The sequence below is a fragment of the Actinomycetota bacterium genome, from assembly GCA_030684515.1.
GTDB lineage: Bacteria > Actinomycetota > Actinomycetes > S36-B12 > S36-B12 > UBA11398.
The window spans coordinates 357,957-382,447 of the sequence record JAUXVJ010000024.1 but is presented as its reverse complement, the minus strand read 5'-3'; the positions used below and the strand labels follow the sequence as shown (position 1 = coordinate 382,447).

25 protein-coding genes and 1 pseudogene are annotated in these 24,491 nt (G+C 60.3%); 24 read left to right on the top strand and 2 right to left on the bottom strand.

Annotated elements, in window-relative coordinates; translation table 11 throughout:
• Positions 1-18: 18 nt before the first annotated feature.
• Complete coding sequence (locus tag Q8M73_10685; protein MDP2289015.1) at positions 19-831, bottom strand: SDR family NAD(P)-dependent oxidoreductase; 813 nt, start codon at positions 829-831, stop codon at positions 19-21.
• 50 nt (positions 832-881) lie between these two features.
• On the opposite strand from Q8M73_10685, the pseudogene Q8M73_10680 reads away from it, so the two are divergent.
• From Q8M73_10680 to Q8M73_10645, 8 genes and pseudogenes are all read left to right on the top strand, one after another.
• A pseudogene (locus Q8M73_10680) lies at positions 882-1,235 on the top strand (thioredoxin family protein).
• Positions 1,236-1,274: 39 nt separating this feature from the next.
• Positions 1,275-1,562: a rhodanese-like domain-containing protein gene (locus Q8M73_10675; protein ID MDP2289014.1), complete on the top strand. Its 288-nt coding sequence runs from the start codon at positions 1,275-1,277 to the stop codon at positions 1,560-1,562.
• 47 nt (positions 1,563-1,609) lie between these two features.
• Entirely contained in the window at positions 1,610-2,326 is a 717-nt protein-coding gene (locus Q8M73_10670; protein ID MDP2289013.1) for a maleylpyruvate isomerase family mycothiol-dependent enzyme, read from the top strand.
• A gap of 227 nt (positions 2,327-2,553) precedes the next feature.
• Positions 2,554-3,015, top strand: coding sequence for an SAV_6107 family HEPN domain-containing protein (locus Q8M73_10665; protein ID MDP2289012.1), 462 nt, complete (start codon positions 2,554-2,556; stop codon positions 3,013-3,015).
• Between the two features lie 118 nt (positions 3,016-3,133).
• Positions 3,134-4,363: a DNA polymerase IV gene (locus tag Q8M73_10660; protein ID MDP2289011.1), complete on the top strand. Its 1,230-nt coding sequence runs from the start codon at positions 3,134-3,136 to the stop codon at positions 4,361-4,363.
• 51 nt (positions 4,364-4,414) lie between these two features.
• Positions 4,415-5,143 carry a molybdopterin-dependent oxidoreductase gene (locus Q8M73_10655; GenBank protein ID MDP2289010.1) on the top strand — a complete coding sequence of 243 codons (729 nt, stop codon included), beginning with the start codon at positions 4,415-4,417 and terminating at the stop codon, positions 5,141-5,143.
• On the top strand, positions 5,136-5,792 hold the full coding sequence (locus tag Q8M73_10650; GenBank protein MDP2289009.1) for a cytochrome b/b6 domain-containing protein: 657 nt from the start codon (positions 5,136-5,138) through the stop codon (positions 5,790-5,792). The genes Q8M73_10655 and Q8M73_10650 overlap by 8 nt, the downstream gene beginning before the upstream one ends.
• Positions 5,793-5,959: 167 nt before the next feature.
• Positions 5,960-6,343: a DUF3040 domain-containing protein gene (locus Q8M73_10645; protein ID MDP2289008.1), complete on the top strand. Its 384-nt coding sequence runs from the start codon at positions 5,960-5,962 to the stop codon at positions 6,341-6,343.
• Position 6,344: 1 nt separating this feature from the next.
• On the opposite strand, the gene Q8M73_10640 is transcribed toward Q8M73_10645, so the two are convergent.
• Positions 6,345-7,580, bottom strand: a complete 1,236-nt coding sequence (locus Q8M73_10640; protein MDP2289007.1) for a lipase family protein — start codon at positions 7,578-7,580, stop codon at positions 6,345-6,347.
• Between the two features lie 209 nt (positions 7,581-7,789).
• On the opposite strand from Q8M73_10640, the gene mraZ reads away from it, so the two are divergent.
• The 16 genes from mraZ (at position 7,790) to Q8M73_10560 (ending at position 24,481) form a co-directional block, all read left to right on the top strand.
• Positions 7,790-8,221 (top strand): division/cell wall cluster transcriptional repressor MraZ, encoded by a 432-nt coding sequence (gene mraZ / locus Q8M73_10635; protein MDP2289006.1) that lies wholly within the window; start codon positions 7,790-7,792, stop codon positions 8,219-8,221.
• Between the two features lie 142 nt (positions 8,222-8,363).
• Positions 8,364-8,516 carry a hypothetical protein gene (locus Q8M73_10630; protein ID MDP2289005.1) on the top strand — a complete coding sequence of 51 codons (153 nt, stop codon included), beginning with the start codon at positions 8,364-8,366 and terminating at the stop codon, positions 8,514-8,516.
• Positions 8,513-9,454 carry a 16S rRNA (cytosine(1402)-N(4))-methyltransferase RsmH gene (rsmH, locus tag Q8M73_10625; GenBank protein ID MDP2289004.1) on the top strand — a complete coding sequence of 314 codons (942 nt, stop codon included), beginning with the start codon at positions 8,513-8,515 and terminating at the stop codon, positions 9,452-9,454. Before Q8M73_10630 ends, rsmH begins: the two co-directional genes overlap by 4 nt.
• Positions 9,451-10,155 carry a hypothetical protein gene (locus Q8M73_10620; GenBank protein ID MDP2289003.1) on the top strand — a complete coding sequence of 235 codons (705 nt, stop codon included), beginning with the start codon at positions 9,451-9,453 and terminating at the stop codon, positions 10,153-10,155. Before rsmH ends, Q8M73_10620 begins: the two co-directional genes overlap by 4 nt.
• A 110-nt stretch (positions 10,156-10,265) precedes the next feature.
• Positions 10,266-11,954, top strand: coding sequence for a penicillin-binding protein 2 (locus Q8M73_10615; protein MDP2289002.1), 1,689 nt, complete (start codon positions 10,266-10,268; stop codon positions 11,952-11,954).
• 4 nt (positions 11,955-11,958) lie between these two features.
• Positions 11,959-13,497 carry a UDP-N-acetylmuramoyl-L-alanyl-D-glutamate--2,6-diaminopimelate ligase gene (locus Q8M73_10610; GenBank protein ID MDP2289001.1) on the top strand — a complete coding sequence of 513 codons (1,539 nt, stop codon included), beginning with the start codon at positions 11,959-11,961 and terminating at the stop codon, positions 13,495-13,497.
• Complete coding sequence (gene murF, locus Q8M73_10605) at positions 13,494-14,876, top strand: UDP-N-acetylmuramoyl-tripeptide--D-alanyl-D-alanine ligase (GenBank protein MDP2289000.1); 1,383 nt, start codon at positions 13,494-13,496, stop codon at positions 14,874-14,876. Before Q8M73_10610 ends, murF begins: the two co-directional genes overlap by 4 nt.
• Entirely contained in the window at positions 14,873-15,943 is a 1,071-nt protein-coding gene (gene mraY / locus Q8M73_10600; protein ID MDP2288999.1) for a phospho-N-acetylmuramoyl-pentapeptide-transferase, read from the top strand. Before murF ends, mraY begins: the two co-directional genes overlap by 4 nt.
• The gene (gene murD, locus Q8M73_10595; GenBank protein ID MDP2288998.1) at positions 15,940-17,370 is read left to right on the top strand and encodes a UDP-N-acetylmuramoyl-L-alanine--D-glutamate ligase; all 1,431 of its coding nucleotides are present in this window, start codon (positions 15,940-15,942) and stop codon (positions 17,368-17,370) included. The genes mraY and murD overlap by 4 nt, the downstream gene beginning before the upstream one ends.
• Positions 17,367-18,566 carry a putative lipid II flippase FtsW gene (gene ftsW, locus Q8M73_10590; protein ID MDP2288997.1) on the top strand — a complete coding sequence of 400 codons (1,200 nt, stop codon included), beginning with the start codon at positions 17,367-17,369 and terminating at the stop codon, positions 18,564-18,566. The genes murD and ftsW overlap by 4 nt, the downstream gene beginning before the upstream one ends.
• On the top strand, positions 18,563-19,666 hold the full coding sequence (gene murG, locus Q8M73_10585) for an undecaprenyldiphospho-muramoylpentapeptide beta-N-acetylglucosaminyltransferase (GenBank protein ID MDP2288996.1): 1,104 nt from the start codon (positions 18,563-18,565) through the stop codon (positions 19,664-19,666). The genes ftsW and murG overlap by 4 nt, the downstream gene beginning before the upstream one ends.
• Positions 19,663-21,048 (top strand): UDP-N-acetylmuramate--L-alanine ligase, encoded by a 1,386-nt coding sequence (gene murC / locus Q8M73_10580; protein MDP2288995.1) that lies wholly within the window; start codon positions 19,663-19,665, stop codon positions 21,046-21,048. Before murG ends, murC begins: the two co-directional genes overlap by 4 nt.
• The gene (locus tag Q8M73_10575; protein ID MDP2288994.1) at positions 21,045-21,749 is read left to right on the top strand and encodes an FtsQ-type POTRA domain-containing protein; all 705 of its coding nucleotides are present in this window, start codon (positions 21,045-21,047) and stop codon (positions 21,747-21,749) included. Before murC ends, Q8M73_10575 begins: the two co-directional genes overlap by 4 nt.
• Before the next feature lie 164 nt (positions 21,750-21,913).
• On the top strand, positions 21,914-23,029 hold the full coding sequence (ftsZ, locus tag Q8M73_10570; protein MDP2288993.1) for a cell division protein FtsZ: 1,116 nt from the start codon (positions 21,914-21,916) through the stop codon (positions 23,027-23,029).
• A gap of 19 nt (positions 23,030-23,048) precedes the next feature.
• Positions 23,049-23,786: a polyphenol oxidase family protein gene (locus Q8M73_10565; protein MDP2288992.1), complete on the top strand. Its 738-nt coding sequence runs from the start codon at positions 23,049-23,051 to the stop codon at positions 23,784-23,786.
• On the top strand, positions 23,783-24,481 hold the full coding sequence (locus Q8M73_10560; protein MDP2288991.1) for a YggS family pyridoxal phosphate-dependent enzyme: 699 nt from the start codon (positions 23,783-23,785) through the stop codon (positions 24,479-24,481). Before Q8M73_10565 ends, Q8M73_10560 begins: the two co-directional genes overlap by 4 nt.
• The last annotated feature ends 10 nt before the right edge of the window (positions 24,482-24,491 follow it).

The window sequence follows — 24,491 nt, the reverse complement described above, 5'->3', positions numbered from 1 at the left end:
GTGAGGGCAGGACTTGGACTAAATCCCATCAGCGCTGCGTGTGGTGTCCGCCCATGCCTGCCATTCGGCCAGACGCTTCTCGTAGGCGCTCACCGCCATGGTGAGTGCGAAACTTGAGAGCAGGAGACGCAACGGCGGCTGCTCGGCGTCAACTACAGCGAAGAGCGCCGCATTAGTGGCCTCGGCCGGCGGGGTTTGTCGTCGGGCAGCAACGCGAGCCGCACGGAAGGACTCATAGTGCGGCAGCTCTCCGGAGTGTGCTGCTGAATCGCCGCTCCAGTCAGTGTCGAAGCCGGCCGGTTCAATGATGGTGACCTTGATGCCAAAGCCGGCGACCTCCTGCGAAAGGGCTTCACTCATAGCCTCCAAAGCCCACTTGGATGCGTTGTACATGCCGATGCCGGGAAAGGCCGCGACGCCGCCAACACTGGATATTTGCACGATGTGCCCGGATCCCTGCTCGCGCATGATGGGAATGGCAGCTTGGGTGATCCACAGCGCGCCGAAGAAGTTGGTCTCCATCTGTGAACGAACGTCGTCTTCCGTGATCTCCTCGACGTAGCCGAAGTGTCCAAATCCGGCGTTGTTGACCACGACATCCAGTCGCTCGAAGTACTCGTGTGCCTGACGGACAGCGGCGAAATCAAGCTCGCGTTCGGTGACATCAAGTTGCAGTGGCAGGAACGCATCGCGGTACTTGGTTGCGATGTCGGCGACACTAGTCAAGTCGCGGACTGTGCCAGCAACGCGATCGCCGCGCTCTAGGGCGGCTATGGCCCATGAGCGACCGAAGCCTCGAGATACGCCCGTGATGAACCAAACCTTGCTCATGCTGTGTCCTTAGGTAGATTGATCGGACCATACCGACCGTGGAGTCCGCCATGCCAACCATCGCATTGACCGCAGACAACTTCGAACAGAAGGCAATTGGCGCGGGCATCACCATCGTAGATTTCTGGGCCGAGTGGTGCGGCCCCTGTCGCAATTTCGCGCCGGTCTTTGAGGCTGCTTCCAATCTGCATGCCGACATCACCTTCGGCAAGGTTGATACCGAGGCAGAGCGTGAACTCTCGTCCAGTGCACAGATCAGCAGCATTCCCACGCTGATGGTGTTTCGCGATGGCATCCTGATCTATCGCGAAGCGGGTGCGCTTCCGGCCCCGCAGTTCGAGGAACTGATTGCGTCGGTGCGGGCACTGGACATGGATCAAGTGCGCGAGCAGGTGGCAAAGCAGACTGATGGTGGTATCGAGATGCTGTCCGCGCGCGACTTCATGCAACGCGTGATCCACACGGGTGCTGTATTGCTCGATGTGCGCACGCCTGATGAATACGCGGCCGGACATGTGGCAGGTGCTCAGTTGATTGATGTGCAGCAGCCCGATTTCGGCATGAACATCGCGAGCTTGGATCCTTCAGTTCCGTACGCGATCTACTGCCGCGCTGGTGTGCGCGCAACTGTCGCCGCAGAGCAGATGCAGATTGCCGGATTTCCGCAGTTGATCGTGCTGACACCGGGCGGCTTCGCTGACCTGGCCGAGTTGGGGGTACCGACCGAGTAGTTCTGCGTTTGCCGATTCCTGGGCAACGAACGTGACAGGCTGCTGGCATGTTGACGATGTCGCAATATCAATCGGCGATTGAGCAGTACTCCGGACAATTCCTGGAGGTCGTTCAATCGTCAGACCTGAATTCGCCAGTGCCTTCTTGTCCGGGCTGGACGATGGCGGATCTCACGCAGCACCTTTCGGGAACGCAGCGCTGGTCGACTGAGATTGTGCGCACCGGCACTCGTGCCGAGCTTCCGGTCGGTCCATTGGATCGAGCAGGTCTTGAACTGTGGTTCAGTGACGGAGCGCGTGGACTGGTCCAAACATTGCGCGAGATTGACCCGCAACAGCCGACTTGGAACTTCGGACCTGAGCCGAGGGTGGCATCCTTCTGGTCGCGTCGTCAGGCCCACGAGGCAGCCGTGCATCTGTGGGATGCGATGAATGCTCAAGGTCGGCCATTTGAGATCGAACCCAAGTTGGCAGCTGACGGCATCGATGAGGTGTGCACGGTGTTTCTCTACATGAAGCTTCGGCACGCAAGCCTGCCGGACTGGGCGCCGGCACTCACCTTCATTCCCACTGATGTTGCCGATTGTGCTGTCCAGCTCAAGGCTTCCCATCGTGAGCTGGCCGACGCGCCGCACGTGACTCTTCGCGGGTCTGCGCACGATCTCCTGCTTGCCCTCTGGGGCCGCCGAGACCTGCAGGGGATCCAGATCGAAGGGGACGCGGCGCTTGCATCGGCACTCCTGGCCTCAGGCATAACCCCGTAATTGCCGAATTCCGGGTGGGATTGACGACTGTCAGGGCCTCGAGCTAACCTTACTCTTGTTCGAACACATGTTCGAACACTCTGGGAGTTCAGGATTCGCGGCTTGGCCTCCGAGGGGACTTACTCGCATCGCCGGGTTCGCTTCGACCCCGGGCTCGGCGATGCGAGGAGTCAGGGGCTTTGCCCCGGGTCGAGGGTCCGGTACCAGCCCCGATCAAGGAGATAGCGATGACTGCACTGGTTGATTCCACCCATGCGATTGCTTTGCCTGCCGCCACATATGAACTGATCTCGGCCTCCCGCCGCAGCCTGACTGAGGCCATGGTTGCTGGCACAGCCGCTGATCGGTACGCGGCAGCCCACCTTGCCGCCCTGCGAGCTGCGGCTGCGGTGCTGGCGGCTCGCGGCCGACGTAGAGCCCGAAGTCGAGTGCGCAGTGTCTGGCTTGTCCTGCCGGAGGTCGCAGTTGAACTGTCCGAGTGGGCAGGCTTCTTCGCCGCCGGTGCCCGTAAGCGTGCTCTGGCTGAAGCAGGAGTTCCCTGTGTCACCGCCCGGGAAGCCGATGACCTGGTGCGCGAGGCGGAGAGCTTTGTTGAGCGAGTGGTCTCCTGTCTTGGGGTTGCGCACCAACCCACCCTGCCTACTGGCTTTCGCGTCGCTACTGACGCAGCGGAACTTTCGACTGACTGATCCCGACAGTCAGTGCTCGTACGTCCGAGTTTCAACGCATCAGGAGCCCAATGATTGTCTGCAAGAAGGCCACCTTGCCTGGCCAACCCCACTCGACAATGCAGCCACAATGGTCCGTGTGAGCCGCAATCAAGTCCGACGATCAACCGGAGTCTCCGGAGTCGGGCAGGACGACTCCGGATGCACGATCCTGCACGTCGATATGGATGCCTTCTTCGCGCTGGTGGAGTTGCGCTCTCGACCTGACCTGCGTGGCAAGCCAGTGATCGTTGGCGGTGGTGGCAATCGCGGCGTTGTGCTGTCGGCAACCTATGAAGCTCGCGCTATGGGGGTGCACTCAGCAATGCCGATGAGCCGTGCCCGTCGACTTGCACCAACAGCCGTGATTTTGCCCCCGCATCATTCGCACTACTCCGAGGTGAGTGCATCGATCATGGCCCTGTTCGCTTCGGTCACACCAATCGTGGAGCCCTTGAGTCTTGATGAGGCATTCCTGGACATCAGTGGCAGCGTGCGAAGCATGGGCAGCCCGCGTCAGATTGCTGAATCAATTCGGGCTCGAGTCAACGATGAACAGGGCATCACCTGTTCGGTTGGTATCGCCTCCACCAAATTTGTTGCCAAACTCGCATCGACCCGAGCGAAACCTGACGGTCTGATGATCGTGCCGGCCGATGAGGTGCTGGCGTTCCTGCATCCATTGCCCGTAAACGCTCTGTGGGGAGTGGGGGAGCGCACTGAAGAGCAGCTCACTCGACTTGGCCTGCGCACTGTCGGCGATATTGCCCATACTCCAATGGCCACCCTGCAGCGCGCGCTTGGCAATGCCAGCGGCTCGCATCTGCATGAACTGTCCTGGGGTCGTGATCCACGATCCGTCACTGCACATGTTCCTGATCGAAGTATTGGTGCTGAAGAGACCTTTGTTGAAGATCTCGATGATGCATCCGCAATCAATGCCCACCTCCTTGGGCTGAGCGATCAAGTCGGCAGTCGCTTGCGCAGGTCAGGTCGTGTTGCACGTTCAGTGCACCTGAAGGTGCGGTTCTCGGATTTCAACACCATCACTCGATCCAAGACTCTGCGCGAATCCACTGATATCACTCATGAAATCTACGAAGTCGTCCGTCAGTTGTTCGCTGCACTTGGGGCAGGTCATTCGCGAGTACGCCTCGTGGGAGTGCGCGTTGACGGGCTCAGTGAATCGGAAGGCGCTGCGCAGCAGTTGATGCTCGGCGAACCTGAACGCGGGCGCCGCGATGCTGAAGTTGCCGTTGATCAATTGCGCGCGCGATTTGGTCCGGGGGCTGTTCGCCCCGGTCGTCTGATTGATCCTGCCTCGGAGTAGTCGCTGAGTCGTTGCTGAGCAAAGCGCGTCAGTGGCGAATATGCACACAATGTGTTCCCATGGACCATGGCTGATGCGTCCAAAGCTGAGCGCGGCACACCGATTGGCCGGCGGATTGTTCTTGGCATGGTTGGTCTGGGCGCAGTTGGCATCGCTGCGGGCAAATGGATTTCAGCTGGCATCAGCGATGTCGTCAGTGCAACAGTTCCCGGTCTGGCCTCGGTTATCCCAGCAGCTGGTGGCTTTCGCATCTACACCGTCACCGACGGATATCCCAGCTATGACGGAGCGAAGTATCGCCTTGCTGTCACTGGGTTGGTCGAGCGGCCTTTGAGTCTGAGCCTGAAGGATCTGGCAGCCATGAAGCAGACGGGATTAACCAAGGACTTCCAATGCGTCACCGGTTGGCGAGTGGAGAGCGTGCCATGGTCTGGCGTACTCCTTCGTGATGTGCTCGATGCTGCTGGAGTCAAAAGCGATGCCACTGCCATCAGTTTCGCTTCCTTTGATGGCGTCTACACCGAGTCACTCACTCTTGAACAAGCCATGAAGGATCAGGTGCTCGTCGCCACATCGATGTATGGCACGCCTCTTGAAACTCAGCATGGCGCTCCGGTGCGGCTGTACGTCGTGCCGATGTACGGATACAAATCGATCAAATGGCTGGATGCCATCGTGGTGACGGACAAAGTTGAGCCTGGCTACTGGGAACGCCGCGGTTATGACATTGATGCATATATCGGCGCTTCCAATGGTGGCGATGAGGATCCCAATGTTTAATGCCAGGCGAGCCGAAGGCGAAGTGACGATCAGTCGCTTCAGCTCAGCTGAGCGTTGGGCGCATCGCTCGATCGCCATTCTCACGATCCCCTTGCTGATCACGGCCGCACTGCTATACATCCCAGATTTCGCGAGCCTTGTCGGCAACCGCCAGATCGTGCGCGTGATTCACGAGGTTGCTGGATTCGCCTTGCCGATTCCAATTCTCCTGGCAATCTTCTCGCGCGCCTTTCGCGATGACACCTCGCGCTTGAACCGTTTCAAGCCGTCCGATTGGCAATGGCTGCGCAGTAGATCGCGAAGGCTTGGTGCCATCCCGGTAGGCAAATTCAATGCCGGCCAGAAACTCAATGCGGCATTCACCCTTGGCTGGATCATCGTGATGTTCGCGACAGGTTTCATGATGTTCTTCAGCAGTCACTTCAGCGACCTGTTTCGCACAGGTGCCACCTTCGTGCACGACTGGCTCGCTTTGGCAGTGTTCGTTGTGGTGATGGGGCACATCTACATGGCATTCAACGACACAACTGCCCGGCTCGGCATGCGCACCGGCTCGGTGCCCCTGACCTGGGCCATTCGAGAGCATCGGGAGTGGGCATTGGAGGCGTCCGACCCAGTCGCCGCTCCTCCCACGGCCCCAACTGAGTGACTGATTTTGGGGCCGTGGTCTCCTGAATCGACCGTCGCGCTTAGGCTCGTAAGGACTTGCCCAGAAATCGGGCCAGGACAGTCTCGCAACTCTTGGACTGGTCTGGGTTTCGAATTCTGGGTGGAACGCCTATTCTTAGGTCACAAGCGAAGGAAGGGGGTCCTGCAATGCCGCTATCAGAGCATGAGCAGCGACTACTCGAGCAGATGGAGCGAGCGCTCTACGAAGACGACCCCAAATTCGCTACCAGCCTGCGTTCAAGCTCGATGGCTCGTGCCTCACGAGGCCGTGCAGCCTTTGGCGTACTGGTTGTTTTCGCTGGAATCGCTTTGCTTGTGACCAGCATGGCCCTGCAGGCAACTCCGCTTGGCATCATTGGTTTTGCTGTGATGCTGGTAGGCGCTGTGCTCGTGTACACCGCATTTCAGAGCCCCCGCGTGAGCGCCGAGACTGCAGAGGCAGCTCAAGGGGCCCCCAAGGCTCCTTCCTCCAAGACCTCCTTCATGGACCGGGTTGAGGGTCGCTGGCGCAAGCGTCAGGGCGACGAGTAGTTCACTGCTTGTTTGGGTCTGCGCTTATCGGCGGTGCCATCTGACAAGTGCGCACTGCTGTTCGGTTGACAAATCGATCCGCAATCCAACGCACAACCTCTGGGCCGATGGTTTCGGCGGTGAGTTGATGTGAGACTTCACCGATCCACAGGGTGCTGATGCTGGATCCGGCCGTGCACCACCGTTCCTGCAGGAGCGCATTAGGCCAGGCGAGCACCACTTGATCGGCTGTGCTCTGGCCCACAAATACGGGCATGGACGCTGGCAATGGAGCAGGTGTCTGCGCCAGACCCATGGCCTTCCAACTCGAATTCAGGCTTGGATCTTCAACGAAGAAGGTCTGCCCCAACGCCAGTCTGGCGAGCAGTTGAACCATGAGCGTCTTGCTCGCTACGCATTCCTGGGCAAGCTCAGCTGCGTTGTCAATGCCTTGTTGTGAGACGACACCTTCCAACGGCAGGGAGGCATTGACCACTGGCCACGACTGCACGACCTCCGGACCGATGCCCCAGCCGACGGCGGTATGCCATGGGGCACCCATGATCTGGTTGAGTTCCGCAGCTGGCGCGGCCGCTGCGACACCCAGCAGTTGAAGTTCCGGTGCTAGCTCTGGGGCGAGATGGCCAGACCACAACGCGCTATGGCCGCCTTGCGAGTGCCCCCAAACGACGTAGCGGTTGCCCGCTTGTGCGTCGACCAGATTGCGTGCGGCACGAACAGAATTGACGACATCGCGGACCTCCGCTTCAGCAACGAGATACAGATTGGGGCCAGGCGTGCCAAGTCCGGCGTAATCCGTGGCCGTCACGATCCAGCCGAGTTTCATCATCTGATTCAGCCAGTTCGTCGTGTCACCGAGCGGTGTCATGGATCGCGAAGGGGCGCATTGTGCTCCCTGCCCAAGAGTTCCGTGAGCCCAAGCCACGATTGGCCGGCCTTGGGAAGGAGCGGGGGAAGTGGGGACGAACACCATTCCGCTGGACACCGCTGGTGAGCCATCTGGTCGCTGAGTTGAGTACAACACGCGGTAACTCGCTGCCCCTGGCACTGACACCCCCAGTGGCTCACTGCGAATAAGGGTGCCGGGAACTGCCGGGATCAATGTCGGCGGTTGGTAGAAGGGTGCGAGCCAGTCTTGCCGCTCCTGAGTTGCACGCCACTGTGAGCCGACAAAGGCAACGCCGAGCATGGCCGCAATCAGGCCGATTGCTCCAAGAATCAACAGCACGCGTTTCATCAAATCCCCACCTCGCAGGTCGGCACTGTACGGGAGCCCAGGGCCGGATGTTCTGGTCATGCATCGCGGTGGGGGATATGCCCGAAACGCCAGCCTCAAATGGTTGACGGTGGAGGAAAGTGGAGTACAGTGGCGCCACTTGGAGGTGCTGGGTAGTCCAGTGGGACTTATGGGGCTGGTGTGACTCATGAGATGAGGGGAGGTGGGGAATGTTTCTTGGTACCCACGCGCCCCGCCTGGACGACAAAGCCCGACTGGTGCTCCCGGCCAAATTTCGTGAGGGATTTGCCGGGGGACTGGTGATGGCCAAAGGCCAGGATCGCTCGATTGTGGTCTGGCCGGCGGCGGAGTTTGCCGCCCACGCTGAGCGCCTCAATGAAGCCTCGCGATCAGATGCCAAGGTGCGCGCCTACCTGCGCGTGCTGTTCTCAGGTGCCTTTGACGATGTGCCAGACAAGCAGGGTCGAGTCACAGTGCCTGCCGCCCTTCGGGAGTACGCAGGTCTGGATCGTGAAGTCGTGGTCGTAGGCAACGGGACCACAGTTGAAATCTGGGACGCACAGGCCTGGGAGAACTACCTCAACAGCCAAGAGGACGCCTACTCCGATATCAGCGAGGAGGTTGTGCCGGGAATTCTCTAATTCACGCGGTGAGGCCTCCTCCCGCTGCTCGGCTTCTTCCTGGCGCACTTCCCCGGTACCAGGCAAGGCCAGAGGCGGGCGGGGACCTGATCTCGTGACCACTCCTTCACCCGCGAACTCAGCCCTGCTGAGAAAGGAAGCCATGACTACGCCAACGAACGCCATCAACGACCTGGTCCACGACCAAGCCGTTCGTCATGGTGCGCGCGCTCTTGGCTTGTTGATTGTGGCTGGCGGTTTGACGGCAGCGACCTTGACGGCGATCGCGGCGATCGTGTCGGAGTTCAGTGCATGAGCGTCCATGTCCCGGTGATGCGCGAGCGCGTACTGGCCTTGCTTGCCCCGGCAATTCTTGAGCCGGGCGCAATCTTGGTGGATGCCACCCTCGGGCTTGGCGGCCACGCGGAGTTTGCGCTGACCAAGTTCCCCGAACTGCACGTCATCGGCCTGGACAGAGATCTTCAGGCTCTGGATCACTCACGCCGACGTCTTGCTCACTTCGGTGACCGTGTGCGCTTTGTCCATGCAGTGTACGACCAGCTTCCTGCAGTGCTTGCCGAGTCCGGCTTGTCCAAGATCCAAGGTGTGCTCTTTGATCTGGGCGTTTCGTCAATGCAGCTGGATGAACGTGATCGTGGCTTCTCCTATTCACAGGATGCGCCCTTGGACATGCGCATGGATCAGTCGCAAGGTCTGACTGCGGCCGACGTCGTCAACACCTATTCCTCGAGCGAGCTCTCACGCATTATCAGCCAGTACGGCGAGGAGCGATTCGCCAAGCGCATTGCTGATCGCATTGTTGCTGCGCGCACCAATGAGCCCTTCGACAACTCCGCGCGCCTTGCTGATCTCGTACGCGAAGCGATTCCAGCAGCCACGCGTCGCACTGGCGGCAACCCTGCAAAGCGGACCTTTCAAGCCCTGCGCATTGAGGTCAACGGAGAACTTGATGCTCTGCGCACCGCCATTCCGGCCGCTATTGAAGCCCTTGCAGTCGGCGGACGCATTGTGGTGATGTCCTACCAGTCCCTTGAGGACCGATTCGTCAAGCAGGTATTGGTCGATCAGACCGAGCTCAAAGTTCCCCATGGCTTGCCCGTGGTGCCAAAGGAGTACCAGCCCAAGTTGCGGCTGCTCACCCGGGGAGCGGAAACCCCGACGGCTGAAGAACTGGAAGACAATCCGCGTTCAGCCTCGGTTCGAGTTCGCGCAGCAGAGCGGGTGGCGGCATGAGTGCGCGCTCGCCTCGTGAAGTTGCGGGAAAGATGATTCATGGAGCCGTCGCGGGCGCAACTGCGCTTGCTGCCGAAGCAACGGAATACGCCACGCGTGGGGCGCATGCCCGTAGCGAGAGCGAACAACGTCCCAATCTCAAACTTGTGTCGCCGCTGCGTCCGGTCAAGGCAAGTCGTGGCACCTTCGCGCTCATCATCGGCGCACTGCTTATTGGTGGCCTGGGTGTAATGCTCATGATCAACACCCAACTCGCGCAAGGGTCCTTTGCTGTGAGCTCCTTGAAGCAGGAGTTGAGCACACTGACAGAGCAAGAAGCCGTGCTGAATGAGGAAGTATCAGCGATGGCCGCGCCGGAGGCATTGGCCAGCAAGGCCCGTGAGCTCGGCATGGTGGCAAGTCGGACCCCTGCGTTCTTGAGCGTGCCTGACGGAAAGGTGCTCGGTAAGCCGCAGCCTGCTCCCGGTACTCCGGTCAGTTCGATTGCGAACACGGGTGCCGATGACGCGATCACCAGCGCAGATCTCGGTGAGCCCCCCGTGCCTGGACCGAACTACGACCCAGCATCAGCGGATGCAGCGGCGGCTGCAAAGGCCAATGGCGTGAAGGCTGGTGAAGACTCCCTTTGGCGCGAAGTGCCGGTGCAGGTTGGCAGCGTTGGGTCCAGCGATTCGGATCTCTCGGCAGTTCCGGTGCGGTAAGCCAGATGACACAACTGGCGCCACCGCGTCCCTCGCGCGCTTCTACGCCACCAAATGGACCTCGTGCAGATGGACCTCGCACCGGTAGGCACCACCCAGGCAAGCGGGGTATGGCATTGCTGATTATCACCAGCATTGCGTTCTCAGTATTCGCCGTGCGCTTGATCGATATTCAGGTGATCAAAGGTCCAGAGCTGGCCTCTGATGCATTGAATCAGCGACTGCGCACCATTTCGCTTCCGGCCACTCGCGGCAGCATCCTTGATACCAAGGGCGCGCCCCTGGCTGTGACTGTTGAAGCTCGCAATGTAACCGCTGATCAAACCCTGGTGACTGATCCGGTTGCGGTGGGGGCTGCGCTTGGACCCATCCTTGGTGTAGAGCCAAGCGTGCTAGCCAATCGGCTGACTGGCACCAAGCGCTACATGTTCATCGCCAAGGATCTCTCGCCGAAGATCTGGAAGCAGATCGAGGCCCTGCGTCTGCCAGGAATCTTCAGTGAGCAGACTTCTCGTCGCATCTATCCCGGCGACAGTCTTGCCGCAAATGTTGTGGGCTTTGTCGGGGCTGACGGCAAGGGCCTGGGTGGGCTTGAGTTCGGCATGCAGGATCTGCTGGCTGGCAAGGCTGGCACGATGACCTATGAACGAGGAGCCGGCGGACGCGTCATCACCACCAGTGATGTCTCGGGCAACGCCGCGACGCAGGGCTCTGATGTGCAACTCACCATCGATCGTGACATTCAGCTCATAGCTCAGAACCAGATCGTCAAGCAGGTCAAGGCTTCGCGAGCCGACAGTGGCACTGTGGTCGTGATGGATCCGCGTAGCGGACACATTCTCGCGATGGCAACAGCACCGACATTCAATGCCAACTCTGCGGCGGCGGCTCCGGACGCCCTGAGAGGCAATCGGGCCCTGTCAGATGTCTACGAACCCGGTTCGACGAGCAAGGTCATGACCATGGCTGCGATTGTTGACCAAGGTGCGGCCAACGCCGGTTCGGCCTTCACGATCCCAGGTCAGCTGATGCGGGGAGACAAGCTCTTCCACGACATCGTTCCGCACGGAACCTGGCGCCTGACACTTGCTGGAATACTTGCCAAGTCGAGCAATATCGGCACGATTTTGGCGGCCGAGCGCATCGGTGGTCGAAAACTCTACCAGTACATCAAGGCTTTCGGCATTGGTGAACCAACGGGCATCAACTTTCCTGGCGAGAGCGATGGAAGTGTGCCGGCGTATCGCGATTGGTCCCCTACGTCATTCCCGACAATCGCCTTCGGGCAGGGTTTGAGTGTGAACTCAGTGCAGGCGGCAAGTGTCTTTGCCACGATCGCCAACGACGGTCTTCGTGTTGCCCCGCAATTGGTGCAGTCAGTTGTTGCACCGGACGGCACGGTCACGCCGGCGGCGGCACCAAAGACCACCCAGGTCGTCAAGGCAGCCACGGCAAAGCAGATCCGAGCGATGCTCGAGGGTGTGGTCGGCAAGGGCGGCACAGCGCCGCTTGCTGCGATTCCGGGATATCGCGTTGGGGGGAAGACAGGTACGGCGCAGGTCGTGGACTCCCGGTGTGGCTGCTACAACGGCGAGGTTGTTGCATCGTTCATCGGCATGGCCCCCGCTGAAAATCCACAGCTTGTTGTTTCTGTCAGTCTGGAGAACCCTCGGATTGGCCGATATGGCGGACAGCTTGCTGCTCCAGTGTTCCGCCGGGTAATGACCTACGCCCTTCAGGTTCGCCACATCCCGCCCACCGGCGAGACTGCACCCCGACTACTGCTGACTGCAGGATGAGCACGTGGAACAAGGCCCTCGACCCCATTCGGCACCCGTTGTGCTTGGGGCTCTCCAGCAGGTAGTCCCCTCGGCAGTTGTTCTGCACGGATCAGCCGCTGTCCTCGTTGGGGGAGTCGAATTGGACTCTCGATTGATTCGCTCGGGTGATCTCTTTGCGGCATTGGCCGGCCACCGTGAACACGGCATCGTGCATGCGACAGAAGCACTGCGCAATGGTGCGGTGGCCCTGCTCACCGACGACGAGGGCTGGGCAAGTTGGCAGTCATCTGGAGAGTCTTTCGCTGAAGTGCCGGTGCTGGTGCTTGATCAGGCTCGGTCGTGGCTGGGATTCATCGCCCGCGCCATCTATTCAGGCAATGCCGAGCAAGTGCAGTTGGTCGGCGTCACGGGGACCAACGGCAAGACAACGGTTGCGAGCATGGTTGAAGCTGGAATGCGCGCATCAGGAATGTCGACGGGATTCATCGGCACGACCGGCGTTCGCATCGGCACCGAAGAGATCGCGTCGCTGCGCACAACGCCTGAGTCCAGCACAATTCATGCACTGCTCGCATCTATGCGAGAGCGAGGCGTTGCCGGTGCTGCGATGGAAGTGTCCAGCCATGCGATGGTTGAACACCGTGTCGCAGGTCTGCGCTTCGCAGCAGTTGGATTCGCGAATCTGACTCAAGACCATCTGGACTACCACGGAACGATGGATGCCTACTTTGACGCCAAGCGCCTGCTCTTCACCTCAGAGCACGCGGACTTCGCAGTTGTCTGCATCGATGACGCGTGGGGTGAGCGGCTTGCGAAGCTCGTGACAATTCCTATGGCAACGGTATCTATTAGTGGCAAGCACGCCGACTGGACTGTTGTGGCCAATGGTGAAGGCGGATGGCTCGTGCAGTCACCGAGCGGGGAGCGAACTCCTTTGGCGCTCGCACTGCCAGGTGCCTTCAATCGCGCCAACGCAGCGCTTGCAATTGCACTGCTGGATCGCATCGGCATCTCGGCTGCCGTGGCGGCAGATGCTTTGAGCCGGGTGCAGGTACCAGGGCGGCTGCAGGCGGTCGCAGGTGACGCCGGATCAACGGATATCTCCAGTTTCGTTGACTACGCGCATACGCCGGACGCCATCGGGCGAGTGGTCACAGCGGTGCGAGAACTCACCGAGGGGCACATCATCGTCGTCGTGGGCGCGGGTGGAGATCGTGACGTTGTGAAGAGACCCTTGATGGGAGCCATGGCTGCGCGCCTGGCAGATCTGGTGATCGTCACCGATGACAATCCAAGATCAGAGGATCCCGCTGCGATTCGCGCTTCAGTGCTTGAAGGCGCTCGCGCCTTGTCTGCTGTCAATGGGGCGGTGGTGCTTGAAGTCGGGCCTCGCAAGGAGGCAATCCAGCGCGCGGTGCAGTTGGCGACGCCTGGCGACGTGGTACTCGTGCTCGGCAAGGGTCACGAACAAGGTCAGGAGATCGCAGGCACCGTCCTGCCCTTCGATGATCGAGTTGAACTTGCACAAGCGCTCTCTGCTCGTGAAGGTGCACGCTCATGATCAAGCTGAACGTGGGCGAGATAGCCGCGATCGTCGCAGGTGAAGTACACGGCACACACGCCCAAGACGCAGTTCTCAATGTCGTAGTCGATTCGCGGGAAGTCAGCGCCGGGGCAATGTATGTCGCGATTCCAGGCGAACGCGTTGATGGTCACGACTTCGCTGAGTCAGCGATCGCGGCAGGCGCCGCCGTGGTGCTCAGCGAACGAGTGCTCAGCGTTCCTTGCATCGTGGTCGAGAACAGCGTTGTTGCCATGGGGATGCTCGCTCAGCATGTTCGCCAGCAACTCACCAATTGTGTGGTCATCGCCATCACTGCTTCCAGTGGGAAGACCTCAACAAAGGATCTCCTGGCCTCAGTGCTCCAGAGTCTTGGCACCACCGTTGCGCCACAAGGCTCGCTCAACACTGAAGTCGGCGTACCGCTGACGATATTCCGCGCTGATGAGTCCACGCGCTTCCTCATCCTGGAGATGGGCATGCGCGGGCTGGGTCACATCGAACTGCTCTGTCAGATCGCGACTCCGCAGATCGGCGTGCTGCTCAATGTCGGCTCTGCCCATCTGGGGCTGCTTGGCAGCCGAAGTGAAGTCGCACGAGCCAAGGGCGAGCTCATCGCCTCACTCCCTGCCACCGGAGTTGCCATCGTCAATGGCGATGACGCGCTCGTGCGCGAGCAGTCTTCTCGCACAGCCGCTCGAGTGGTGTACTTCGGCCGCTCAGATGCATGTGATGTGCGGGCGCAAGCGGTGCAGCTCGATGATCAGGCGCGCGCCTCCTTCGCTTTGCTGATGGACGATCACCGAGTCGAAGTCTCGCTGAAGATCCTGGGTGAGCATTTCGTCGACAATGCTCTTGCCGTCGCAGCTGTCGCCTATGGGCTGGGCATGCCAATCGAGCAGATCGCCGAGCGACTGTCCGCGGCTGTGATCAGCAGCCGCTGGAGAATGGAAGTAACCGTCACGACCGAGGATGTGACGATTGTCAATGACGCATACAACGCCAATCCCGAGTCCATGGCTGCTGCCCTGAGAACCTTGTCCGCCATGGGAACCGATCGTCGCCGATGGGCTGTCTTGGGGGAGATGCTCGAACTAGGCGATCGATCTCACGCCGAGCACGCGCTGGTGGGCAAGCTTGCAGCTGCGGCCCAAGTCTCACGTCTGCTCTGTATTGGGCCTGCCACGAAAGTGACGCTCGATGAGGCCAAGGCAGAAGTCAACTGGCTTGGCCAGGCCGATTGGGTCCCCGATGTGCCGGCCGCGATTGCGCTGCTTTCGGCAGAAGTCCGACCCACCGATATCGTGCTGATCAAAGCTTCGCGCGGAATTGGACTCGAGCGGCTTGCAACTGCACTCGGAGAGCGGGATTCCCAATGAGACTGGTCGTGATTTCCATGACCATCGCCACGATGGTCACGCTCATCGGAACCCCCCTGCTCATCCGCATCCTTGCCAAGCACGGGTATTCGCAGGCCATCCGTGTCTCAGCTGAGGGTGAGCTCTACCCCGATCACGAGAGCAAGCGCGGCACCCCCTCCATGGGCGGCGTGGCGATCATCTTCGGCGTTGTCGCCGGATATTTCCTGACTCACTTGCTTACCTGGCGCCCCATCACGCCGTCAGCGATGCTCGTCATGTACCTCATGGTCGGCTTGGGTCTTGTCGGTGTGGCTGATGATTACTTGAAGATCTTCAAGCAGCGCAGCACGGGTTTGCGTGCTCGCACCAAGCTGATCGGTCAGGCTGTTGTTGCTGTGAGCTTTGCCTGGCTCTCGCTTCAGTTCACTCAGGACGGCGAATCGCCAGCGTCAATGGCCATTTCCTTCGTTCGCGATACGGCGATCGTCCTTCCCCTTGGCCTGTTTCTGCTGTGGGTCTGGTTTCTGGTCACCGCAACGACCAATGGCGTCAACCTGACCGACGGTCTGGATGGGCTGGCAATCGGCGCATCGATCATGACCTTCATCGCCTATGTGATCATCACCGTCTGGCAATACGGGCAGAACTGCGCATTCAGTGATTCAGTAGCCGCCACCTGCTATTCAACGGTGAGCCCCCTGGATCTTGCAGTGATCGCGGCCGCCTTGGCCGGTGCAAGCTTTGGATTCCTTTGGTGGAACACCTCACCCGCGCGCATCTTCATGGGCGACACCGGATCGCTCGCCCTTGGTGGAGCGATCGCGGCCCTTGCGATCCTGAGCCGCACCGAGCTCCTGCTGCCCTTGCTTGCTGGACTGTTCCTGATCACCACGCTATCGGTGATCGCCCAGGTCGGATCGTTCAAATTGACCGGGCGTCGAGTGCTGCGCATGGCTCCCTTGCATCACCACTTCGAAATGCTTGGCTGGCCCGAGATTCAAATTGTCGTGCGCTTCTGGGTGATCCATGGGCTGTGTATCGGCGCAGGCATTGGCCTTTTCTATGCCGAGTGGGTTCGTTCGTGATTGACGCGCTCACACGAGACTCGGACTGGTCCGATGTACGCGTAACGGTTGCTGGCATTGGGATTGCGGGCTTTGCAGCAGCCGATGCACTTGCCCAAATTGGCGCGCGCGTGACTCTGGTCGACTCTGCAGACGGCCAACCGCAACGTGAGCGTGCGGATGTCCTGGATGTCATCGGGGTAACAGTGCTACTGGGGCACGACGGCCAATTGCCGCCAAGTGACCTGCTGGTCGTGTCTCCCGGAATGCGCCCGAGCGCGCCGTTGATTCAAGCGGCACTCGCGCAGGAAGTGCCGGTGTGGGGAGAGCTTGAGCTCGCTTGGCGTTTGCGTGCAGCCGAAGGCGCTGCTCCTTGGCTCGTCGTGACAGGCACCAACGGCAAGACCACCACTACTTTGATGCTGGAGTCGATGCTTTCCGCAGCCGGTCTGCGAACAGCCTCCGCTGGGAATATCGGCCACTCGCTGATCGATGTGGTGATGCATGAGGAACTTGATGTCATTGCGGTGGAAGTCGGTGCCCCGCAGCTGCCATTCATCAACTCCATCAGTCCCTTCGCAGCTGTGTGTCTGAATGTTGCTGACGATCACATTGATCACTTCGGCAGTCTGGAGGCGTATATCTCAGCGAAGGCCCGCATCTATGAGCGCACACAGATTGCTGCGGTATTCAATGCTGATGACGCAGTGACTCTGCGCATGGTCCAGGAAGCAGAAGTAATAGAGGGCTGTCGTGCCATTGGCTTCACCCTTGGCATTCCCGATGTATCCATGCTCGGGGTTGTCGAGGATCTCATGGTCGATCGCGCATTCGTTGACAATCGGCGTGAGGCTGCTCAAGAACTTGCGGTCACTTCGGATGTGCAGCCCAACGCTCCGCACAACATCGCAAACGCATTGGCAGCCGCAGCCCTTGCTCGCGCATTCGGTGTCCCAGCGGTGGCAGTGCGGGCAGGATTGCAGTACTTCACTCCTGCGGGACATCGGATTGCAACGGTGGCGACCGTTGATGGTGTGACGTACATCGATGACTCCAAGGCAACCAATACCCATGCTGCGAGCACGTCTCTACACGCCTATCGCTCAATCGTGTGGATCGCGGGCGGAATGGCAAAGGGTCAGGATTTCGATGAACTGGTGATCGAGTCTGCATCGCGATTGCGCGGAGTCGTGCTGCTGGGGGTCGATCGCGAACTCATTGCTGAAGCATTGAAGCGACACGCGCCGCAGGTACCCGTGAAAATCCTCGATCGCACAGAGACTGATGCCATGGTTGAAGCTGTCGCTGCCGCGCGCTCGTTTGCGCACGAGGGCGACACCGTCCTGCTGGCTCCCGGATGCGCCTCCTGGGACATGTTCCGTGACTATGCACAGCGCGGTGACCTGTTCGCTGACGCTGTGCTGGCAATCAGCGGGGCCCAGTCATGAGTGACACCACCACGAGGCGACCAGCCAGGCAAAGTCGGGTGAAGTACCTGCTGGGCCATCCGCTCAGCACCTATTACTTGATCGGCGGATCCTCGGTCCTGCTATTGCTGCTGGGCTTGGTCATGGTGCTCTCGGCTTCGAGCATTGAGAGCTATCGGATCTTCGGAAGTTCATACACCCTTGCTCAACGGCAGGCCCTGTTCGGTGTGATCGGCTTGATCGGCTTGTACTTCACCGCTCGAGTGTCAGTGCAATTCTGGCGCGGGACAGCGCGGTGGATCTTCCTAGTGGCCATCGTGCTCCTGATAGCAGTGCTCATCGTCGGTGTTTCGGTCGCTGGCCAGCGCAATTGGATTGAGCTCTTTGGGCCATTCCGCGTTCAACCTTCAGAGTTCGCCAAGTTCGCCTTGGTTGTCTGGGGTGCTGACCAATTGGCGCGCAAGGAGCACTACCACGCGAACCTCAAGCAGTTGCTCATACCGCTCTTGCCAGTTGCTGGACTCTTCATGGTGCTGGTCTTGCTTGAAGGTGACTTCGGCAACACTTTGATGCTTGCTGCGATCACCTGCGGAATGCTGTTTGCTGCTGGAGCGCACTGGAAGTTCTTCGCCAGTTTCGCAGGAGCAGGCATTCTCGGCGTGTGGGTGCTGACTCTGGCAGCCCCATATCGAATGGAACGGTTCACCTCGTGGTTGAACCCGGGCAGCGATCCACTTGGCGTGGGCTGGCAACTGACTCAAGGCCACTACGCACTGGGGACCGGCGGTGTGCTTGGCGTCGGGCTCGGCGCAAGTCGAGAGAAGTGGGGCGCACTTCCTGAAGCGCATACCGACTTCATCTTTTCTGTCATCGGTGAAGAGCTGGGCCTGATCGGCACTCTCAGCGTGTTGATCCTGTTTGCTGTGCTTGCCTTCGCTGTGTTCCGGCTGACCCGTACGACTTCGGATCCTTTCGTCCGCCTGGCTTCAGCAGGCGTGGGCTCCTGGATTGTGGTGCAGGCCATCGTCAATATCGGCGCAGTGCTCGGCTTGCTTCCGATCACCGGAGTGCCTTTGCCGTTTGTTTCGTACGGCGGCTCCTCCCTCATTCCTACCCTCGCGGCTATCGGCATGCTGCTTGCCTTTGCCCGCAATGAGCCTGGCGCCAGACAAACCCTGCGACGCCGAGCAACCGCTCGCTCGCTGGCCAGGCGATGAGCCGGGCGATTCATGTTGTGCTCGCAGCGGGGGGAACGGCCGGCCATATAGAGCCGGCCCTGAATCTGGCCGACGCATTGGTAGGCGAAGATCCGGAAGTTGTCGTGACGATCATCGGCGGTGATCACGGCTTGGAGACCTCGCTTGTTCCATCCAGGGGTTACGCATTGAAGACCGTGCCGGCAGTAGTGATGCCCCGCCGGATCTCCACAGATCTGCTGAAGCTGGTGCCCAAAGTGTCTGCTGCCACCAAGCAGGCAGTTGCGCATCTGCAGGAGATCACGCCGGATGTGATCGTGGGGTTTGGGGGCTACGCGGCGCTGCCGACCTATCGTGCTGCCAAGAAACTTGGATACGACCTGATCATCCACGAGGCCAACGCCAAAGCTGGCCTGGCCAATCGCGTCGGGGCTCGTTATGCGACTGAGGTCTATGTGACGGTGCCGGGCAGCCTTCCGGGTGTGCCGATGAGCCTGCCGTTGCGTCAATCGATCGTGCACCTTGATCGTGCGGATTCTGACCAAGCTGCTCGCGCGGGATTTGGACTGTCACCCACCGGACCCGTGCTGCTTGTCTTTGGCGGTTCGCAAGGCGCTCAGCACATCAACGAGTCCCTGGCGCAAGCGCTGCCACGGCTGCTTGCATCGGGTGTGCAGGTCCTGCATGGCTATGGTCCGAAGAACCAGGCTCCAGACGCCCAAGCCGGGTACGTGCCACTGCCGTATATCGACCGCATGGATCAGGCCTATGCAGCAGCTGATCTGGCGATCACCCGCGCAGGCGCGATGACTGTTGCGGAAGTCGCGGCCATTGGCCTTCCAACGATCTTCGTCCCGCTTCCCATCGGCAATGGTGAGCAGCGAGTCAACGCCCTCACCGTGGTGCAGGTTGGCGGTGGCCTGTTGATCGACAACGAGGAGTTGACGCCAGATCGCTTGCTGGAATCCGTGACATCGCTTATTCACAGCCCCGATCAGTTGCTGCGGATGGGCACGGCAGCGCAAAGCGTTGGTGTCCGCGATGCAGCACAGCGCCTCGCCGTCGCCGTACTCAGGGTGGCTCATCAACGCCGAGCCCGCACGGGAGAAGATGCCCTGTGAGCGAGTTGGGACATGTCTTCATCGTCGGTATCGGCGGGGCCGGAATGTCGGGTATCGCTCGCATCCTGATTGCGCAGGGCGCGAGTGTCTCTGGCAGCGACGCCAAGGATTCTCGACGCATCGATTCGCTTCGCGCGATTGGCGTTCACGTGCACATTGGGCACTCAGGTGATTGGCTCGATGGGGTCGACACCTTGGTGTTCTCCACAGCGATTCCGGAAAGCAATGCTGAGAGGCGTGCGGCTCAGGAGCGTGGCATTCCTGAACTCACGCGTGCTGACGCTTTGGTCGCAGTGATGACCGGCAGTCGAGGAGTGGCGGTGTCCGGCACGCACGGAAAGACCACGACGACTTCCATGCTGACTGTCGCGCTGCAGCATTGCGGCGCCGATCCATCCTTCGCCATTGGCAGCGAGCTCAATGAGACCGGCGCCAATGCGCATCTGGGCAGTGGCGAGATATTCGTCGTGGAAGCAGATGAAAGTGATGGTGCTTTCCTTCAGTTGGCGGCCGTGGCTGCAATCGTGACCAATGTCGAGGCCGACCATTTGAACCATTGGGGAAATCTGGCTGCTATCGAGCAGGGCTTCTTGGACTTCGCCTGCAATGTGCATGCCAATCAAGGATTCGTCACCATCTGCATTGATGACGAGGGAGGTCGGCGCCTGGCCAGCAGCGCTGCCGCGCTGGGGGTGGATGTGCGCACGTACGGCACCAGCCCTGACTCTCGTTATCAACTTGTCGAGCCGCGACTTGTGGGCCGCGGTTGGGAGTACTCCGTGGATGACGAAGGCACGCGCATCGGGACTGTGAGCTTGCAGGTCCCGGGCATGCACAACGCCCTGAATTCCCTGGCCGCGTTGGTCACTGGCATTGGGCTGGGCTTTGACACCCAGCAACTGATCCTTGGGTTGGCGGAGTTCAGTGGAACCCGTCGCCGATTTGATTTCAAGGGCGAGGCCGACGGCGTGCGAGTCTTTGACGACTACGCCCACCACCCGACTGAGATCGACGCAACGCTGCGCGCGGCTCGCGATGTCGTCGGTGAAGGCCGACTGATCGTCGCTTTCCAGGCGCACCACTACTACCGGACCGCCCACTTCATGACTGAATTCGGTGCGGCTCTGGGCTTGGCCGATGAGGTCGTTGTCCTTGAGGTCTATGCACCGGGGGAGACGCCAATCCCTGGAGCAAGCGGCCAGACGATGGCCTCCAAGGTGCCCTTGCCAGCAGGTCAAGTGCATTTCGAACCGTCCTGGTCTGCCGTGGCTGGCGAACTTGCGTCGCGCTCGCGCTCGGGCGATTTGATCATGACCTTGGGGGCCGGGGATATCGGCTTGCTCGGCGCAGAAGTCCTTGAATTGCTGGCGGAACGCGCATGACGCCGCCCGTTGTCGAGCTTGATCGCCACCGGGCGCGCGGTCCGCGTCGACGTCTGCGCGTCATCATTGGCATCTTCGTGGCGCTGGCATTGCTCGCTCTGGCTTGGATGATCTGGTTCTCGTCGTTGCTGACTGCCGACTCAGTAACGGTCGTGGGCGTTGACGGAGCAGCCGCCCGCGAAGTGCACAACACCGCAAGCGTGCCGCTCGGGGTTCCGCTGGCGCAGCTGGACACTGATGCGATTGCCCAACACCTGTCAACTATCGGCTGGATCGATCACATCGATGTTCGACGTGGCTGGCCGCATGAGGTCGTCATTGCTGTGACCCCTCGCACTGCAATTGCCACGCGCAGCGACGGCACTGTTGTGGACGCAGCAGGAGTCGCCTTCACTCCAGTCGCAGTGGTTCCGTCGGGACTTCCTATCGTGCATGCGGAGGACCTCGGCCTGGTCGCAGCGATGGGAGTGCTCACCAGCCTTCCCGATGACATTCGACAGAAGGTTGTCTCACTGAAGGCGACCACGCGCGACGATGTCGCGCTGACCTTGAAATCCTCGGCGATCGTGCGCTGGGGAAGCATCGAACAGGCCGAGCTCAAGGCTCAGGTCACTCGGGCGCTCCTCAAACGCAAAGCCACGATCTATGACGTCTCGGCCCCGGAGTTGCCCACCACGTTCAAGGAGAAGCTGCGCCGGTAATTCATCGAATTCGGGAACCTCACTTGCGCAACAGGGGTAACAGCGACTACCTTCCCGCCGCTCGACGCCAACCTCAGGGTTGATCCTCAACTTGAGGTTGAGAGTTGGTGGCGGGCATGGGTCGGCTGGACAGGTCGGTCCGCCAACGAATGAAGGGAAGCGCAGTGGCGGCTCCACAGAACTATCTCGCGGTGATCAAGGTTGTCGGAATTGGCGGCGGCGGTGTCAATGCGGTCAATCGAATGATTGAGGTCGGACTCAAGGGCGTGGAGTTCATCGCCATCAACACCGACGCGCAGGCCCTCCTGATGAGCGACGCAGACGTCAAGCTCGACATTGGTCGTGAGCTGACTCGTGGGCTCGGCGCTGGCGCCAACCCAGATGTCGGCAAGAAGGCAGCTGAAGACCACAAGGAAGAGATCGAAGAAGTGCTCAAGGGCGCAGACATGGTCTTTGTCACTGCAGGTGAAGGTGGCGGAACCGGAACCGGTGGCGCACCTGTCGTGGCTGGCATCGCACGTTCACTCGGCGCACTCACCATTGGTGTGGTGACGCGTCCCTTCGGTTTCGAAGGTCGTCGTCGTCAATCACAGGCTGATGTCGGCATCGACAATCTGCGTGCAGAGGTCGACACGCTCATCGTCATTCCAAATGATCGACTGCTATCGCTCTCGGATCGCAACATCAGCGTCATCGATGCCTTCCGTCAGGCCGATCACGTTCTGCTGCAAGGTGTCTCGGGCATCACAGACCTCATCACCACCCCTGGTCTGATCAACCTGGACTTCGCAGACGTCAAGAGCGTCATGCACTCCGCTGGCTCAGCACTCATGGGTATTGGTTCAGCACGTGGCGAGGATCGCGCTGTTGAAGCAGCCGAGAAGGCCATCTCAAGTCCGCTGCTTGAGGCCGGTATTGATGGTGCCCATGGCGTGCTGCTCTCAATTTCGGGCGGCAGTGATCTTGGTCTGTTTGAAATCAATGAGGCTGCTCGTCTGGTCGCCGACGCTGCGCACCCCGATGCCAACATCATCTTCGGTGCTGTCATTGATGACACCCTCGGTGACGAGGTTCGCGTCACCGTGATCGCGGCAGGCTTCGACGGTGGCGAGCCACCAGCCCGCTCGGCAACTTCACGTCGATCAACGGAGACTGCGCCCACAACCACGGGTGAAGTGCCAATCGTGACGTCGCCAGCGGCCCGCCCAGTGCAGCCGGCGCGCACCATCGTGTTCGACGATGCCGACGATGATCTCGATATCCCCGACTTCCTCAAGTAGGAAACTTCCCCAAATCACTATGAATCCCGTTGCCGTCGGGCGTTTTCGCCCGGCGACACCTGGTGGCCGTCCAGTCAACTGGGCGGCCACTGGTCGTTTGGGGGGAGTCAGCACGGGCAATTTCGCCCAGCTCAACCTCTCACTCACCGTCGGTGACACCGTGAGCGCCGTTCTGCAGAACCGCGAGCTCGCAGGACAAATGCTGGGAGTGGCCGACGTCTGTGTGCTGGACGCTCAACACGATGCGCGGGTGGCCTTTGCAGTGCACGGCGGCATCGCCGAAGGCGCGGATGCTGTGGTGACCAATGTTGCTGGCCTTGGGCTGCTGGCCTTGGCTGCCGATTGCGTGCCAATCGTGCTGGCAGATCCATCGGCACCAGTCGTGGCCGCAGTGCACTGCGGATGGCGCGGTCTTGGGCTTGGAGTGGTGACGGCAGCAATTGACGTTATGCGCAAACATGGGGCTACTCGGATCAGTGCGGTCACAGGTCCGTCGATCTGCGTGGACTGTTACCCGGTTGGGATCGACTGCGTCAGTGAACTCAAAGCTCAACTCAGCAGTGAGCTCTTTGCGGCCTGCGCCTTCGATCGATCAGGTCAGTGGCACATTGATGTGCGAGCGGGCGTGCATGCGCAGCTGCGAAGGCACGGCGTTTCCACAAGTGCCATCGACCGATGCACGGCAACCGATCCGCAGCTCTTTTCGCATAGGGCCGATGGAGCCACAGGCAGGCAAGGCATGATCGTGACGCTATGACCAGCCGGAGCGCACAGTTGCAACGCAACCTCGCTGCAGTGCATCAGCGCATTGCCGATGCATGCGCACAGGCGGGCCGTCCGACTGAGAGCGTCACCCTGCTTCCAGTGACCAAGACCTTCCCGGCAACGGATTTGACATTGCTTGCAGAACTCGGCTGCACAGACGTGGGGGAGAGTCGCGATCAGGAAGCGCGAGAGAAGCGTGCGCTGTGCGCGTCACCCCTGCGTTGGCACATGATCGGCCAGGTCCAACGTAAGAAGGTCAGGCAAATAGTCCAATGGGCAGATGTTGTGGAGTCTGTTGATCGAGTCGAACTTGCTGATGCCCTTTCGGCCGCCGCTGCAGCTGCCGGTCGCTCGATTGATGTCTTGATCCAACTGTCGCTGGATCCTCAGGAGGCGGCCGGCCGCGGGGGAGTCGACCCCACAGCATTGCTCCCCTTGGCCAGCCATATCCAAGGCCTGAGCTCGCTCAGGCTTGCAGGACTCATGGCCGTTGCGCCATTGGGTGCTGATCCTTTCGTGGCATTCGGTGCGCTTGCGAGTGCTCAAGAACAACTGTTGCGCGTGGCTCCTGAGGCGAAAGTGGTCTCAGCGGGCATGAGCGGGGATCTTGAGGCAGCAATCTCCGGGGGCGCGACACAGGTGCGCATAGGGGGCGCGCTACTGGGGAACCGTCCGGCTCTGAAGTAGCCTGATGGTT